Source organism: Fortiea sp. LEGE XX443 (assembly GCF_015206815.1).
GTDB lineage: Bacteria > Cyanobacteriota > Cyanobacteriia > Cyanobacteriales > Nostocaceae > Nostoc_B.
The window spans coordinates 1-16,594 of record NZ_JADEXZ010000013.1; the positions used below are offsets into that span (position 1 = coordinate 1).

Sequence of the window (16,594 nt, forward strand, 5' to 3'; positions counted from 1 at the left end):
TTGGGCGCGGGTCAGATTGCTAGGGTATGCTTTACTCATGTTGCTCTCTCAGTGCTGTCTATTATCTATTCACAGCATATACTGAGAGAGTTTTTTTACCACCTCTTAGACTTTTAAAACAGCCTCTAACTTTTGCCTTGAGTGATTAACAAGAATATGAACAATAAATTGTTAGTAAATCCTCTAAAATTTCTACAATTAAGAAAAGCTTATTTGTTGCCGAATTTAGTTATCGCAACTTTAGCGATCGCAATTTTTTTTCACTCAGAATCTGCCTTAGCACAAACAGCATCACAAACCAACTCCTTCAATCCCCAAGCGATATTACGTGATGCTTTGCAATGGATTGATAGCCTGGGAACAGTGGGAGCAATAGCCTTTATTGGACTTTATATTATTGCCACCGTTGCTTTTTTACCTGGTTCAATTCTCACCTTAGGTGCAGGTGTTGTCTTTGGTGTGGTTTGGGGTTCTTTGTATGTGTTTGTTGGTGCAACTATGGGCGCGACATCTGCATTTTTGGTGGGACGTTATTTAGCCAGGGGTTGGGTTGCACGTAAAATTGCAGATAATCAAAATTTTGCGGCTATTGACCGAGCCGTTGGTCGAGAAGGATTAAAAATTGTTTTATTAACTAGACTTTCTCCAATATTTCCTTTCAATTTATTAAACTACGCCTTTGGTGTGACAGGAGTATCTTTAAAAGATTACTTTATTGGTTCTGTAGGCATGATTCCTGGCACAATTATGTATGTTTATATTGGTTCTTTGGCTGGGAATTTGGCACTGATTGGTACAGAAGGTCAACCTAGTAACCCCACCGTGCAATGGGCAATTCGCATAATTGGTTTTATTGCGACAGTTGCAGTTACAATTTATGTCACCCGCATTGCCCGAAAAGCTTTAGATGAAGAGGTGCTATAGCTAGAAAATTATTAGATGTCCGATGATTGTGACCACTTAAAAATAATGGCACTAACTCAAATTTGAGTTAGTGCCATCCCCTTGCTCAAAATCTGCTAGAAAATTTACATACACCAAAAACAAACTATTGGTCGCAATCTATCTCCAAACAGTCAGGAGTCGGAGTAGTACAAGGAGTTGCAGCCCAAACGGCTAAACCAGTAACTGCGGTAATAGCAAGTGCAGCAACTGCTGCTAGAGAGAACCTTTTAATTTGATTAGTTTTTGTCATGATTTTGACCTGTAATTCAATAAATTTCAAAGTTTCTGTGCGAAACTTACAACAATATAAATTCTCCACTTAACTAGAGAGTCAAGAGCAAAAAATGACAATTTATAAAAATTTTGTTGCGTTGTACTGGTGTCGGTCAGAGAAAACTTTCATTGCTCAAACTTTTAGATAGTATGTGCTTTCACCGTATTGTCAATTTAAGTAACTATTTCAAAAAGTGCATTCTTGAGAAATTGGCGCAAAGCTGTATTTTGTCCTCCGCGACAGTCACACTTCATGTTTCACAGGAGAGATACCACCAATGTTTAATTCAGAATTAGAGAGAGTCATCGTTCGCCCAGTAGATGAGTACAACCAAAAATTAGTGTCTCATGTACATCCGCCAAATTGGGTAAATCCACAACCTGCTGATTATTATGACTTGGTAGTTATTGGTGCTGGAACGGCGGGATTAGTGGTAGCGGCTGGTGCAGCAGGTTTAGATTTAGGTTTGAAAGTTGCATTAATCGAAAAGCATCTTATGGGTGGAGATTGCTTGAATGTTGGTTGTGTCCCTTCTAAGTGTATGATTCGGTCTTCACGGGTAATTGGCGAAATTTGGAACGCCAAAAATTTAGGGATTAATATCCCTAAGCAGCAAGTTGAAGTTGATTTTCCCGCAGTCATGGCGCGGATGCGGCGGGTGAGGGCTGGTATTAGCCATCATGATTCGGCTGAACGTTTTAAAAATATTGGTGTTGATGTTTTTTTAGGTAGTGGTAGATTTGCCAGTAGCAACACTGTGGAAGTTGACGGGAAGACCCTGCGGTTCAAAAAAGCGGTAATCGCTACAGGTGCGAGGGCTGTGCGTCCGTCCATTCCCGGTATTGAAAAAGTTGGTTATTTGACCAACGAAACAGTTTTTTCCCTGATTCAGCGCCCGGATAAGTTAGCTGTGATTGGTGGAGGGCCAATTGGTTGTGAATTGGCGCAAACTTTTCACCGTTTAGGTTGTGAAGTAACGCTGTTTCATCGCGGTTCTCACCTGTTAAATAAAGAAGATGCTGATGCGGCGGAAATTGTGCAGAATGTCTTCATTCAAGAAGGCATTCGCGTGGTACTAAATTGCCAGTTAGAAGAAGTGGTTTCCGTTACCGAAGGGAAGCGACTTTACTTTTCATCTAACGGTAATAGAGATTCTGTGACGGTGGATGAAATTTTAGCAGGTGCGGGACGTGCGCCAAATGTGGAAGGCTTGAATTTAGAAGGTGTAGGCGTAGAGTACGATACGCATCAGGGTGTGAAGGTAAATGATTATCTCCAGACAACGAATCCTAAGATTTATGCGGCTGGTGATATCTGCATGAACTGGAAATTTACTCATGCGGCTGACGCGGCCGCGCGGATTGTCATTAAGAATACGCTGTTTTCGCCCTTTGGGTTAGGGCGTTCTCAACTTAGTAATTTAGTCATGCCTTGGGTGACATACACAGACCCAGAAATTGCCCATGTGGGAATGTACGAACATGAAGCGCGGAAAAAAGGTATTGAGATAACGACAATTACAATTCCTTTTAGTAGTGTAGACCGAGCGATCGCCGATGGTGAAGAAGATGGATTTCTCAAAATCCTCCACAAAAAAGGCTCTGACGAAATTATCGGTGCTACCATCGTTGCTGCTCATGCAGGTGAAATGATTTCGGAAATCTCCACCGCAATTGTTAATAAAATAGGTTTGAGTAAATTAAGCAGTGTCATTCATCCCTATCCCACCCAAGCGGAAGCCATAAAAAAAGCCGCAGATGCCTACCGTCGCACTCTCTTGACTGCCAACACCAAACGAATTCTGGGATTTTTGACCAAGCTTTCATGAAAACCCTAGTACAAAATGGCGTAAATAAACAGACCATTTAAAAGCCCTAAAGAGCTTGTTTCATAATACTTTTGATTTTTGATTTTTGACTTCCGCATAGCGGTGTAAGCCTACCAAATGCGCGTAAAAAAATACAACGTTTTTGGAAACGCTTTGGAGAATTAATTGTTGTTTAGGACAAAGAATATCCCGTTGTATTTTTCACAAATTGCAAGACTTTTTGATAAGAATCCGGGTTACTTAAGGGATTTATAATAATTGGGATAGTACCATCCGGCAACCAAAAACTTATCCTTCCATTGGATTCTTGGCAAAAAGAACTGATGCAGTTGAGGTTAACTATATATTCATTTTTGTCATCGATAATTTTTACCCAATGGATATTTTCTACTTCTACATCAGTGACTTTTTCGAGATATTTTATAACTTTGTGATAGTCTTCTAAGTTACTTTGGGGATTAATTACAATTGGAATGGCACTATCGGGCAACCAGAAAGTTACTCTACCGTTTTTTTCGTAGCAAAAAGCATTAACACGGTCAAAATTAATCACATATTCTTTCCTCTCGTAAAAGATTCTCATCCAGTACGGCACAACATCTCCTTAAGTCCTATATGAAAAAATGATGCTAACCCTGTATAACAAAATCTGTCAGCCCTAAGTCAATGTTGGTGTAGGTGAGTTCAAAGCTCAAAAATTGACTTTGAATTCGTTAAGATACTTCTACAGGCGTTTGTAGACTAGAATTATGATAGTTAAGAGCGATCGCAGCCTGCATAAATCCTTTAAATAAAGGATGGGGATTGCTAGGGCGCGATTGAAACTCTGGGTGAAATTGGCAAGCGATAAAGAAAGGATGATTGGGAAGTTCCACAATTTCCACTAAACGGCCATCGGGGGAAGTACCACTTATAACATAGCCAGATTCTAACAACAGCTGACTATAAGTATTGTTGAACTCGTATCTATGTCGATGCCGTTCCTCTACTACTTGCTTTTGATAAAGTTGGGCAGCTAAAGTATTAGGACGAATATGACAAGGATATACACCAAGGCGCATTGTCCCGCCTAAATCGACCACATCCTGCTGTTCTGGCAACAGGTTAATGACTGGATTGGTAGTATTGGGGTCAAATTCAGCACTATTAGCATCTGCAAACCCGCCGATGTTTCTTGCCCATTCAATGACAGCGCATTGCATTCCCAAGCATAAACCCAAAAAGGGTATATGGCGATCGCGGGCATATTGGATGGCAGCAATTTTACCATCTACCCCACGGGTACCAAAGCCACCTGGTACAAGCACACCGTCCACACCTTCAAGATAATTTTCGGCTGGTTCAGTTTCTAAGACTTCTGAGTTTATCCATCGCAAGCGTAAATCAGCGTGGGTGGCAATTGCTCCATGACGCAATGCTTCCACTACAGATAAATAAGCATCACTTAACCGCACATATTTACCAACAATGGCAATTTCCAGAGTGTGTTTAGGACTGTAAAGCCTTTCTACCATCGTCTGCCACTTTGTCAAATCAGGTTGACGTGGTTCCATATGCAGCAACGCTAGTGCTTGTTCTGCCAGACCTTCTCGTTCTAAAATTAGTGGTACTTCATAGATACTCAGAGCATCTTGGGAAGTAATTACACATTTTTCCGGTACATCACAAAACTCAGACAATTTCTGTTTTAATCCTGTGGGTATCGAGCGATCGCTCCGACAAACTAAAATATCTGGTTGAATACCAATTGATCTCAGTTCCTTCACAGAATGCTGCGTCGGCTTAGTTTTCATCTCCCCAGCTGAGGCAATGTAAGGCAACAAGGTAACGTGCATATACAAAACATTTTGCCGTCCCACTTGCTTACGTAACTGGCGAATGGCTTCCATAAACGGCAGTGATTCAATATCTCCCACCGTACCACCAATTTCCGTAATTAATACATCAGGATTAGTCTCTTTAGTAACCAACAAAATCCGATCTTTGATTTCGTTGGTAATATGGGGAATTACCTGTACTGTGCCGCCATTGTAGTCACCGCGCCGTTCTCTATTAATCACCGCTTGATAAATTGAGCCTGTAGTCACACTGTTAAGGCGTGACATCAAGGTATCAGTAAAGCGTTCGTAATGTCCCAAATCTAAATCTGTCTCAGCACCATCTTCGGTAACAAAAACTTCCCCGTGCTGAAAAGGGCTCATCGTACCAGGATCGACATTAATATAGGGGTCTAGTTTTAAAATCGACACCGAATAATCCCGTGATTTGAGTAAACGGCCTAGACTTGCTGCTACAATTCCCTTGCCAATACTGGAAACTACACCTCCAGTTACGAAAATAAACTTAGTCATAATAAACTTGAATTTCTCGCGCCTTCTCAAAATACATCGTCTGAACTGTGAAGTATGAAGTATGAAGTTTAATTTTTCAGCCTTGATACTTTATCTTTCATCTTTATCTTGGTAATTGTGCCACAGTCACTGTGGTGAAATCTCTTGTGATTTTGTCGTGAAAAAAATTTTAGGATTAGTCTTACTCAGCTTAATTGCCACCTCCTCTGTAGCATTGGCAAATTCGTCTCTTATTGTTGTTTTTCCTCAACCCAACTACCAAACCAGTGCAGAAAAAATCTTTTTTATTGGTACAGCACCACCAGACGGAGAGGTTCTGATCAATGGTAAGTCAATTAACCGCAGTCAGTCTGGTCATTTTTCGCCAAGTTTCCCTTTGCAGTTGGGAGAGAATATTTTTACTGTACGTCACAAAAATCAAACGATTCAGATTAAAGTGACACGGCTTTCGACTCAGCCTGTCTTACCAAAGGGGTTAGCCTTTGCTCAAGGTTCTCTCACTCCAACAGTAGATATTGCCAGACTCCGAGGGGAACTAATTTGTTTTAGTGCAATTGCACCCCTTAATGCTAACGTCTCCGTAAACCTTGCTCATCAAACTGTTGCCCTAGTACCTCAACCCCAACAGGTACAACTACCGAGTAATTTGGCCGCTCTCACGGGGCAGAACCAACCTACTCCCCAGTCTATTGCTAGGAAGTATGCGGGTTGCACTACGTTTCAACAACCTGATACTAATGTCTTAAGCCTAATTTACGGCAACAACATCATTTCTGGTGCTGTTGTCCCAGATGCTAATCAAGAGATAGATTTAGGTCAACCACAGTTTAAACTGACGCTGAATGGTAAGACAATCACTCAACCGGGGACTGGCAAAATTGTCATCCTCTCCCCCGCACAGTTACCTGTTGCTGAAGTGACGGTAGATGCAGGTGTAGCCCGCACTGGCCCTAGTACTGATTATTCTCGACTGACTCCTCTACCTAAAGGAACACAAGCCGCAGTTACAGGTAGAGAAGGTGAATGGTTACGCTTGGATTATGGTGCTTGGATTAATAGTAAGGAGACTCGTCTATTACCGGGTGCTGTTCCGCCACGCTCAATTATTCGTAGTGTCGGATATCGCAGGCTTCCTGGTGTAACAGAGATGGTTTTTCCCCTACAGTTTCCTGTACCAGCAAATGTAGAACAGGGAGACAAAACCTTCACCCTGACACTTTACAATACTACTGCTCAAACAGATATTATTCGCTTGGATGATGACCCTGTAATTTCTCGCCTAGATTGGCAACAAGTGGCTCCAGGACAGGTAGAATACACCTTTAACCTCAAAAAAGCGCAACAGTGGGGGTATCAGCTGAGATACGAAGGTACAACCCTGGTTTTAGCTTTGCGTCATCCGCCTGCCATTAAAAATCGGAGACAACAACCTTTATCTGGTATCAAAATTGTACTTGATCCTGGGCATGGTGGTAAAGAATCTGGTGCGACTGGCCCAACGGGATATCTCGAAAAAGATGTCAATTTAACGGTATCAAAGCTACTGAGAGAGAATCTGGAGCAGCTTGGGGCAACAGTCGTTATGACAAGAGACTCTGACAAAGATGTTTCTTTACCAGAGCGTCAAGCAATTATCAGTCAAGAAAAACCGGCGATCGCACTTTCCATTCATTACAACTCTTTGCCTGATAATGGTGATGCGGAAAATACTAAGGGTGTGGGGATGTTTTGGTATCATCCCCAAGCTCATAACCTAGCGGTATTCATGCACAACTATCTCGTGAAAAAACTCAATCGACCTTCTTACGGTGTGTTTTGGAATAACCTCGCACTGACACGTCCAGCCGCTGCACCATCAGTGTTGTTAGAGTTGGGTTTTATGAGTAATCCTGATGAATTTGAATGGGTGACAAATCCCCAAGAACAGAAAAAACTAGCAAAAGCTTTAGCTAAAGGACTTGTAGAGTGGTTTCAAAATCCCTCTTAAAATGATTGATACCGAGTTCTAGTCACGAATAGGGTGTGGGGTTGTCGTGTTTGCTGTTAACAATTAACAAAACTCATAGATGATTGTGTAATTTAAAGGCGTAATAGCTTAAGACTTGTTTGTATAACTAAGTGTACGTATTTTTCTGAAAGTAAGATGAAAATGCGATGGGCTATGCCCTACCGTAAGCGATCGCATGGCATTTTACCTCAGAATTATTGTTTACCTGGGGTTGATCATGCGTAAAAATACTAGTAAATCTCCGGCCGCTATCTTGACGACTCTAGCTTTCATGGGGGTTATGATCATACCTATCGTTAGTGATGTCAAGGCGATCTCGCAAACTTCATCAACTCAGCATTGCTGCACTGAGCTAGAAATTCAAAAGCATATCCAGCAACTAAACAAAGGTGAACTTGCTGATTTTAATGCCCTGGTAGCCTGTAAGTCTAAAGCCGTTCCATCTCTTATCAAAAGTTTAAATACCTTAGATGAAAACCTCCGCATCACTATGATTGCTGCACTGGGTGAAATTGGTGCAGAATCATCACCAGCAGTACCTTTGTTGAATAATTTATTAAATAACAAAAGCAAAGATGTACGGGTAGTCGCTGCCAATGCTCTGAAAAAAATTGGTAAAGATCCTGTTCCCGCTTTAATTAGCGCTTTAGGAAATACATCTCCTACTATACGCGAAAAAGCTGCTGATGCTTTAGGAAAACTTGGTATAGAAGCAAACGAAGCTGTTCCGGCTCTGATTAATGCACTCCAAGATTCAGATAGTAGTGTTCGCGCTCTTGCTGCTGATGCACTGGGAGAAATTGGAACACAAGCAAAAGATGTTGTTCCGGCTTTGACTAATGCACTGAAAGACCCAAATAATAATGTGCGCGTTTATGCGGCTTATGCTCTAGGAGAATTTGGTATGGAAGCAGAAGCAAAAGAGGCTGTTCCGGTGCTGACTAACGCACTCCAAGATCCAAATCGTGATTTTGTCGCTCATGTAGCTTATGCGTTGAGCAAAATTGAAGATCATGTTCCCGCTTTAATTGTGGCTCTACAAAATCCTGACCCTCAAGTACGCGCTCAAGCGGCTGATACTTTAGGGAAGCTTGGCCGTTATGTAGAAGATGCGTATCCGAATCTGTTTGAAGATGTTTATCTGGCTCTGAATAACGCACGTAAAGATCCAGATAGTTATGTTCGCGATCGCGCAGCTTATGCGATTATCAGCCTTGAGGAGAGAGAAGCCACAAGTGTATTCTTAGTAAAAGAAGCAACATCTACTCATGTCAGCAACAACCCACCGATTATGTGTAAAATCCCAATAATCAGGTCTGTACTGAGATGGAAATGCCCCTCAGTAGTACGGTTGAATAGTAATGGCAAATGAATTTACCAATGCTAATTTAAGGGGTAAAGACTTCCGGGGAAAAAACCTCACGGGAGTCGATTTCAGTCATGCTAATATCCGTGGCGCAAATTTTAGTAATGCTATTCTCGTTTGTGCAAATTTTACCTGTACCAAGGCAGGGTTGCCAATTTTTCAAGGGATTGCTTATGTTATTTTATCATTAATTGTGTCGTTATTTGCCGGATTAATTGCCGCTTATGGTGGTGCAATCATCGGGGATTTGTTAAGTGGCAATGCTAACATATCCCCTGCTTTTGGAATAATATCAATATTTACTTTAGCGATTTTTTTAATTATTATTCTCTGGCAAGGTTTAGGTTTACTACTAGCAACATTAGCGGAAGTAGTAGCTGCTTGCTCAATCATTTTATTAGCATTGTTACCCGAAAATGAGATAGGAAATGCTTCGGCAGTTGGAGCAATATTAGCGATACTGGCTTTAGCTGGCTCAATAGCTGGTGTTGTAAATATGGCTTTAGCTGTAGCCGTAGCCAGAGTTATGGCGTTGCCGGGAATTGTAAATTTAACCGGAGTAATTGCTGTATTGGGTGGTGTTCTGGGTGCATTATTGGGAGTGCGATCGCAAGTTACAGCATACCTGATGGCTGGGTTAGTTGGTTTAGTGGCGATCGCCATTGGTATTTATGTAGGTTGGCAAGCTATAACCGGAAATCAGAAATACTTGCTCATTCGCTCCTTAGCCGTTAGTATTGTTTCCCAAGGTGGAACTAGCTTTCGTGGTGCAAATTTAACGGATGCTAACTTTACCCAAGCTAACCTCAAAAGTGTAGATTTCCGCCAAGCTACCCTCACCCACACCTGCTGGTTGCAAACAAAAAATCTAGCTCAAGCGCGTTTAGAAGGTACATATTTAGAAAATCCTAAATTACGGCAGTTAGTTGTTACCAAAGAAGGGAGAGAAAAAAATTTTGATCGCTTAAATCTCAGAGAACTAAATCTGGAAAATGCTAACTTACAAGATGCTAGTTTTATTGGTACAGATTTAAGCGAAGCCAATTTACAAAATGCTAATTTAGCAGGTGCAAAACTTTGTCAAGCACAGCTATATCAAACTATTCTTAATCAAGCTTGTTTAACAGGAGCTTATATTCAAAATTGGGGAATTTCGACTGACACAAAATTTGAGCAGATCAAGTGTGATTATATATATATGCAGCTACCAACCAAGGATGATCCTGATCCTTGCCGTAAACCTGATAATCGTCGAGAAATTTTTCAGCCAGGAGACTTTGCGGAATTTATTGCCCCAATTATCAAAACACTCAACCTCTACCAAACACAAAATATTGATCCGCGTCAAGTAGCTAATAAATTCAAAACTCTAGACTTATTTCACTATGAAGGTATTGATCCCACTGCTGCGGCGATCGCTGTTACACAACTAGCAGAAAATCACCCAGAAGCCGGATTAGAAATTGTTGCCCTGGAAGGCAGAGGAAAAGACAAGATTCGCCTGCAAGCCATAGTAGCTAATGATGCGAACCGATCAGAACTTTATCAAGAGTATTTTAAAAAATATACCGAAATTCAATCTTTACCTTATAGTGATTTACAAGCCTTACTTTTAGGCATTAAGGAAAAAGAAGACCGTATCCAAAGTTTAGAAAAACTGTTAGAGAATGCTATTCATCAGCCGAAGTTTTATGTAGAAACATATCAAAATCAAGGAGAATTTTTTATGTCACAAAATAAAGGAAATGTCAATATCAGTGGCGCTCAAGGAAACATCAGTGGTATAGCTGCCGTAGGCGAAAATTCCTCAATGACAGGTGTTGCTATCGGTGCAATTAGTGGTAATGTAACAAATACTATTAATCAGTTACCTCCATCTCCCGAACCAGAAAAACCCGGAATTAAGGAACTGCTGACTGAACTACAAGCTGCTATTGAAGCTGATAAAAACCTAGGCGATGAAGACAAAGCAGAGGCTTTAGAACAGATTCAAGCGATCGCAGAAGCAGGCCAAAAGCCAGAAGATGGAACGATGCAGAAAATAGCAAAAACCGCTCTGAAATTTTTGAAAGGCACAATTGCTGACTTGCCTACAACAGAGAAGTTAGTTGAAACCTGCGGCAAACTGTTACCTTTGATTACTAAATTCTTTGGTTTGCCATAATTATGCTCAATATGATTTTTTCACCAATCATTCATGATTATGTGGTTATAAAGTCTCTGACGAATCTTCTGTCCAAGGTGTAGTAGTTAAGTCTGAATCATCAAAAGAGAATGTATTTATTGACGAATTATTCTGCTGCCAGGTGTTAGTATCTTGAAAATCTGTCAACTCATCAAGCACTGCTAACACCTCTGATGCTGACTGATATCGCTGTTTAAAATCATCCAATACCATCTTACAAAGTATCTCAGCTAAGGCATCACTCACGAGTGCTTTATCTCTCCATTGCCACTCTCCGTCTTCATTTCTATCTATTTCATGGGGGGGAATCCCAGTTAAAGCTCGAATCCCAATTATACCGATCGCATAGATGTCACTACTGTATTGGGGACGGCCAAAACATTGTTCGCTTGGTGCATATCCCTTAGTACCAATCCCAATTGTAAAGGGAGTTTGCTCTGAATTCTCCATCTGAGGCGTAGAGACTTCTTTCACTGCGCCAAAGTCAATCAATACAAGCTGATGATCTGCATGTCTTCGGATAATATTGCTGGGTTTAATATCTCGGTGAATCACACCGTTTTCATGCACAAATACTAAGATTTGTAATAATTCCCGAATAATTGTAATGACTGAGGTTTCTGCTAAACCTTGACCTGAGGGAAGTTCTTTAATTAAGGAGTGACCAACTATATATTCTTGTACTAAATAAAACTCATTTTCTTGTTCAAAATAAGCCAGCAGTTGCGGTATTTGGGGGTGATTTCCCAATCTTTCTAAGGTTTCCGCCTCTGAGTTAAATAAGCGTCTGGCAAGTTCTAACCCCTTAGATTGGGTGTTTGCTGGTTTGAGTTGCTTGACAACGCAGCGTGGATAACCAGGACGGTGAGTATCTTCAGCAATGTAAGTTTCGCTGAATCCGCCGGAGCCGAGAACTTTGACAATTTTGTAGCGTCCGGCGAGTGTTTTACCTGATACGGCTAAATCTCGCTGTTTGAGTAAGTCTTGCAGATCATTTTGTTGGCTAATAATTTCTTGAACGACAGGAGATGTTTTATATTTCTGAAAAATATTGACTAATTGGCGGGTTCTCATCTTTTCCCTGGCTACATCAGTTCCCAGATAAGACAGTCCGTTAAAAGCGATCGCTATTATTGGTATAGCAGTGGGAAAAATTAACTGACCATATATAAAGCACACATAGCTAATTCCTCCCCAAACACTAGCTAAGGCGAGACTTAGCAAAAATTTCTTGAGACTATTCTTAGTTATATTGACAATGCAGACGGTACCGCCAACTAAAACCAGCACAAACAAACTTTGCAAAGCGGGACTAGAAATTGCCTGAGCGATCGCTTTATTCTGCATTAAAGTGGCGATCGCATTTGCATGAATCTCCACACCAGACATGCGTTCAGCCATCTTATCAACAGCTACTGGATGATAATCATTGTTTAATGTGTCTGTTGAGCCGATGATCACGATTTTGTCTTGAAAAACTCTGCCTTGCTGCAAATAGTTATTCCAGTTTTGTGCATCGAGGACGTACCACAGAGGAATTGGCTCAAATGTCCCCGCTGGCCCCCAAAAATAAATGCGATCGCCTTTTGGTTGGGGATATTTGACTTGCGCTGCTCCTAAAACTGCTTCATCAAAGGAGAGTACTTTCTCTGTCAGGACATCATTCATCGCTAACAGTTTGGGAAATTCACTAGCTAGTTTGTGAATTTTGCCATCTGCTTCTATAGGGAAATTCACTGAACCCAGAGAAACTGAGCCAATGTGAAAGATATCTTGAGGTAGAGTCAGTTGTGTAAATGTGCCTTGGTGGCTCTCAAAATTCTCGTAGAGTGCGGCTAAGGTAACTTTACTGCCATATTTTTTTAAGACGGCTTGGAGTTGGCGATCGTCGGCATTACCGTAACTGCTAGGCCTGTCAAAAACTACATCTACTGCAACAGAACGCGCTCCCGCTTTGATTAGCTTTTTGATGATCTGTGCGTATGCAGTACGTTTAAACGGAAAAGATTTCAGTGGTTCTAGGTAGGCATACTGTTGTGGGTCTAATTTATAGTACTGTTCGGGAAGTGAGATTGACTGGTCGTCGATAGCCAAAATAACGATATCTGCTGGTGGTACTATTGCTCCCCGCAGTTGAAAAAACCCAGAAAGTGTCTGACTCTCCATCAAATTAACCCAGCCAAAACCAGAAGCACTCAGCAATGCGGCGCTAATTGCAGAAGCCGCAGCAAGAATTTGACTGAAGCGAGCCACTAGCTGAGATTGTTGTGCTGCTGCTGTCAGAGTTACTTTTGTGGGTTTGCCTGACGCTATATTGGCAGTAGAAACATGTTTTTTGGTTAAGGTAGATGTAGGTTCTTCTGCCATATCGTGTTAATAATTGGTTTACGTACAACTTTGATTTATTATTCACTCCCCTTTTTAGTAGAAACACGCCCAAACAAGAGTTAAATGAGAATCTTATACATTCGTAATCTATCTTATATTCTTCTACACAGTTTGTTTAGTGAACCTGAACTTAGCAGGATATCGGCCCAGCTACAGTCAAGCTTACGCACAACTTGACCTCTTAGAAGTGATTGTGCGATCGGCTAGAGCCGAAAATTTTCCGATTCTGCATTGGATTGTAGCGGAATTCTAATATTTCTACACAAAATGTGAGCCTCCTAAAAATATTATCCAGGAAGCTTCCTTTCTCTTGTGTCAAGGTCACATTTGCCAAAAGTCGATCATTTTGTTAACAGTAAAATCTATAAGTGGATTAATATCCTTGAAATCTCTCCTTTACTTCCAAGCTTCCTCTATTGCCTTAACAGATAACTTTCCTTAACTCAACTGTATTGATAAGCTAATCGTCATTTAAATTGCACTATTTTCATGGTAAATCAAAGCTGCAAACCCTCTCCCTTGCTCCCTGCTCCCTGCCTCCCTGCGGACTCAATGTGCGAATTAAATGCTTAACAGCTTATATGGCCATCAGCCAATATCCTCCTTTCAGACCTATGCCTTACCTCTTTAGGAGTAAAATTGACATTTATATAACTAAGAATGCTGTTACTCAGTCAACTTTATTGGTAAATTTTGATCGTAGGACGTATTTATATAGTGTTAGAGGTAACACCCAACAGCTTGGGTTGATGTTTGCGCCGAATTTATGCTTTGAAAGAGGTAAGATAAAGGCTATACATGAGGAACTAATTCAGAGATATTAGCAAATTTATGATTTAAGAGTTGCTATAATCTATTGTTCAATCTAAATTCATTTCTATATATTAGGTGTAAATTTTTATGGGTTCTCCGATGAATCGTCTGTCTATTTTTGTAGACGGAAATAATATGTTCTATGCTCAACAGAAAAATGGCTGGTTTTTTGACCCACGGCGAGTATTAGAATATTTCAAACATGAGCAATCAGAAACAACTTTAATTAATGCCTTCTGGTACACTGGCTTAAAAGACCCACAAGATCAAAGAGGTTTCCGAGATGCTCTCATCAGTCTAGGATATACAGTCCGAACGAAAATTCTCAAAGAATATTATGATGATACCTCCGGTCGTTATTCACAAAAAGCTAATTTAGATATAGAAATTGTAGTTGATATGTTTAATACTGTAGACCAGTACGACCGGGTGGTTTTATTTAGTGGTGATGGGGATTTTGAAAGAGCTATTGAACTATTACGATCTAAAAATACACATATTACAGTAGTGTCTACAGAAGGAATGATAGCCAGAGAGTTGCGTAATGCTACGGACAGATATATAGATTTAAATGATATTAGAGATCAAATAGAAAAAGTAGATGGACAAGTGCCTTAGTAATAATTATTTACAAAAATGAGAGTACAAGAACTAAGGTTACAAATATTTAAAACAAAAAACTAAACCTAAAAAACGAGCCAAAAAGATGAATAAACCAGAGCGAATTATCATTTTTGATACTACACTCCGAGATGGCGAACAGTGTCCAGGAGCAACACTGAACATAGATGAAAAGCTGGCGATCGCCAAGCAACTAGCCCGCTTAGGTGTAGATATAATAGAAGCTGGTTTTGCCTTTGCGAGTCCTGGAGATTTTGAAGCAGTGAGCAAAATTGCTCAAACTGTCGGAACAGAAGATGGCCCGGTAATTTGTAGTTTAGCCAGAGCTAGACACGATGATATTAAAGCAGCAGCAGCAGCAATTAAAGGCGCGGCTCGTGGTAGGATTCACACATTTATTGCAACTTCTGATATTCACCTGCAATACAAACTGAAGAAAACCAAATCAGAAATATTAGCGATCGCTGAAGAAATGGTTGCTTATGCTAAAAGTTTTACTGATGATGTCGAATTTTCTCCCGAAGATGCGGGACGTTCTGATCCAGAATTTTTGTATCAAGTATTAGAACGGGCGATCGCCGCCGGAGCGACCACAGTTAATATTCCTGATACAGTAGGTTATACAACTCCTAGCGAATTTGGCGCATTAATAAAGGGCATTAAAGAAAATGTCCCCAACATTGATCAAGCCATTATCTCCGTTCACGGCCATAATGATTTAGGTTTGGCAGTAGCTAACTTCTTAGAAGCAGTCAAAAATGGCGCACGGCAATTAGAATGCACCATCAATGGTATAGGTGAACGCGCCGGAAATGCCGCCTTAGAAGAGTTAGTCATGGCGTTACACGTCCGCCGACAATATTTCAATCCCTTCTTAGGAAGAGCCGTAGAATCGGAAGAACCATTAACAAATATTGACACTCGGCAAATTTATAAAACCTCCCGGCAAGTTTCTAGTTTGACAGGGATGCTCGTGCAACCGAATAAAGCAATTGTCGGCGCAAATGCCTTTGCCCATGAATCTGGCATTCACCAAGATGGAGTATTAAAAAATAAACTCACCTACGAAATTATGGATGCCCAATTGATTGGTTTAACAGACAATCAAATAGTTTTGGGCAAACATTCTGGGCGAAATGCTTTTCGTACTCGCTTAAAAGAATTGAGCTTTGAACTATCAGAAACTGAACTCAACAAAGCATTCGTGAGATTTAAAGAAGTCGCCGACAAAAAGAAAGAAATTTCCGATTGGGATTTGGAAGCAATTGTTAACGATGAAATCCAACAAGCGCCCGATTTATTCCGTGTAGAGTTAGTGCAAGTTTCCTGCGGTAGCAACGCCTGTCCCACCGCTACCGTCACCCTCCGCACCCCAAACGGCGAAGAATTAACCGATGCAGCAATCGGTACTGGGCCGGTAGATGCAGTTTACAAAGCAATAAACCGTGTAGTGAACGTACCTAACCAACTAATTGAATTCTCTGTGCAGTCAGTAACCGGCGGAATTGATGCCATTGGTGAAGTAACCATTCGCCTACGCCATGAATCGAGAGTATTTTCCGGTCATGCAGCAAACACAGATATCATAGTTGCATCAGCACAAGCGTATGTGAATGCGTTAAACCGTCTTTACGCATCCTTGCAAACCAAAGAAAAGCAAGAAGAAGTCACTGCGTAAAATCTGAATTAGACAACACGTGTAGGGTGTTAGCGAGCAAAACTGCTACACCCTTATCCCTGTTGTTAAATAAATCTACCTTGTCGACAGAATTACAAACAAGGCAGAATTTTCTTGAACATCAAACCTTTGTGCAG

General features: G+C 40.9%; 12 protein-coding genes. 8 read left to right on the forward strand and 4 right to left on the reverse strand.

Features of this window, described 5'->3' with window-relative positions:
* The first annotated feature begins 156 nt into the window (after window positions 1–156).
* Window positions 157–924, forward strand: coding sequence for a TVP38/TMEM64 family protein (locus tag IQ259_RS07515; protein ID WP_193883210.1), 768 nt, complete (start codon window positions 157–159; stop codon window positions 922–924).
* A gap of 124 nt (window positions 925–1,048) precedes the next feature.
* Here the strand turns inward: IQ259_RS07515 and IQ259_RS07520 are convergent, their stop codons facing one another.
* The gene (locus tag IQ259_RS07520) at window positions 1,049–1,195 is read right to left on the reverse strand and encodes a porin (RefSeq protein ID WP_193883212.1); all 147 of its coding nucleotides are present in this window, start codon (window positions 1,193–1,195) and stop codon (window positions 1,049–1,051) included.
* Between the two features lie 301 nt (window positions 1,196–1,496).
* Between IQ259_RS07520 and IQ259_RS07525 the strand changes: the two genes are divergently transcribed.
* Window positions 1,497–3,047: a mercuric reductase gene (locus IQ259_RS07525; protein WP_193883213.1), complete on the forward strand. Its 1,551-nt coding sequence runs from the start codon at window positions 1,497–1,499 to the stop codon at window positions 3,045–3,047.
* A gap of 172 nt (window positions 3,048–3,219) precedes the next feature.
* Here the strand turns inward: IQ259_RS07525 and IQ259_RS07530 are convergent, their stop codons facing one another.
* Both IQ259_RS07530 and IQ259_RS07535 read right to left on the reverse strand, forming a co-directional pair.
* Complete coding sequence (locus IQ259_RS07530) at window positions 3,220–3,642, reverse strand: hypothetical protein (RefSeq protein WP_193883215.1); 423 nt, start codon at window positions 3,640–3,642, stop codon at window positions 3,220–3,222.
* 118 nt (window positions 3,643–3,760) lie between these two features.
* A complete protein-coding gene (locus IQ259_RS07535; RefSeq protein WP_193883217.1) occupies window positions 3,761–5,398 on the reverse strand; it encodes a CTP synthase in 1,638 nt (545 codons plus the stop codon).
* 157 nt (window positions 5,399–5,555) lie between these two features.
* Here IQ259_RS07535 and IQ259_RS07540 point away from each other — a divergent pair, with 157 nt between their 5' ends.
* From IQ259_RS07540 to IQ259_RS07550, 3 genes are all read left to right on the forward strand, one after another.
* Window positions 5,556–7,385 (forward strand): N-acetylmuramoyl-L-alanine amidase, encoded by a 1,830-nt coding sequence (locus tag IQ259_RS07540; RefSeq protein ID WP_193883219.1) that lies wholly within the window; start codon window positions 5,556–5,558, stop codon window positions 7,383–7,385.
* A gap of 301 nt (window positions 7,386–7,686) precedes the next feature.
* The gene (locus IQ259_RS07545; protein ID WP_193883221.1) at window positions 7,687–8,778 is read left to right on the forward strand and encodes a HEAT repeat domain-containing protein; all 1,092 of its coding nucleotides are present in this window, start codon (window positions 7,687–7,689) and stop codon (window positions 8,776–8,778) included.
* The gene (locus IQ259_RS07550; protein WP_193883223.1) at window positions 8,768–10,936 is read left to right on the forward strand and encodes a pentapeptide repeat-containing protein; all 2,169 of its coding nucleotides are present in this window, start codon (window positions 8,768–8,770) and stop codon (window positions 10,934–10,936) included. Before IQ259_RS07545 ends, IQ259_RS07550 begins: the two co-directional genes overlap by 11 nt.
* Window positions 10,937–10,981: 45 nt before the next feature.
* Here IQ259_RS07550 and IQ259_RS07555 read toward each other — a convergent pair whose 3' ends face one another.
* The gene (locus tag IQ259_RS07555) at window positions 10,982–13,324 is read right to left on the reverse strand and encodes a serine/threonine-protein kinase (protein WP_193883225.1); all 2,343 of its coding nucleotides are present in this window, start codon (window positions 13,322–13,324) and stop codon (window positions 10,982–10,984) included.
* A gap of 139 nt (window positions 13,325–13,463) precedes the next feature.
* On the opposite strand from IQ259_RS07555, the gene IQ259_RS27520 reads away from it, so the two are divergent.
* From IQ259_RS27520 to IQ259_RS07565, 3 genes are all read left to right on the forward strand, one after another.
* Window positions 13,464–13,598 (forward strand): hypothetical protein, encoded by a 135-nt coding sequence (locus tag IQ259_RS27520; RefSeq protein ID WP_255525252.1) that lies wholly within the window; start codon window positions 13,464–13,466, stop codon window positions 13,596–13,598.
* Between the two features lie 647 nt (window positions 13,599–14,245).
* Window positions 14,246–14,776, forward strand: a complete 531-nt coding sequence (locus tag IQ259_RS07560; RefSeq protein WP_015114631.1) for an NYN domain-containing protein — start codon at window positions 14,246–14,248, stop codon at window positions 14,774–14,776.
* Between the two features lie 88 nt (window positions 14,777–14,864).
* Window positions 14,865–16,457, forward strand: coding sequence for a 2-isopropylmalate synthase (locus tag IQ259_RS07565; protein ID WP_193883227.1), 1,593 nt, complete (start codon window positions 14,865–14,867; stop codon window positions 16,455–16,457).
* The last annotated feature ends 137 nt before the right edge of the window (window positions 16,458–16,594 follow it).